Here is a 490-nt window from a genome sequence, read left to right on the forward strand (position 1 = left end):
GCAGCAGAAGAAGCCCAAGGCGAGGAAGCAGCAGAACCTACTGACGAAGCGAAAGACGAAGAAGCCACAGAAACTGAAAATACTAAAACTGACGAAAATGTATCAAATGAAAATGATGGATTATTTGAACAATGGGTAGTCGGAACATACCAATCCATCAGTAGTAACTATCAAAGTCTTATTGAATATTATCAAAAACTCATTGAGAAGCAATTTAATCAAACAGATTCTGAAATAATAGCTGAAGAGGAATCACAAGAAACTGAGGCAGACCCGTTATCGGATGTACCAGTGGATACGGGCATTGAAAATACGACTGAGTCAGAAGAAGCTACAGATACAGCTTTAGAAACAACTGAGGAAACCCCTGTCTCAGATGAAACGATTCCTTCTGAGGATGATGCAACAGATAGCCCGGTTGATTTAGGAACAGATGAAGTTGTAGATAACCAAGACTTAGTAGAAAATACGGAAGAAGATCAAGTAGTAG

The 490-nt window shown here is 39.4% G+C and carries 1 protein-coding gene; it reads left to right on the forward strand.

Going from position 1 to position 490, the window contains the following annotated elements; translation table 11 throughout:
• Positions 1–490: hypothetical protein (locus tag V7122_RS04490; RefSeq protein ID WP_335525909.1), on the forward strand; the 490-nt coding region annotated here is incomplete at both ends.

The organism is Bacillus sp. JJ1532 (assembly GCF_036965085.1).
Classification (GTDB): Bacteria; Bacillota; Bacilli; order Bacillales; family Cytobacillaceae; genus Cytobacillus.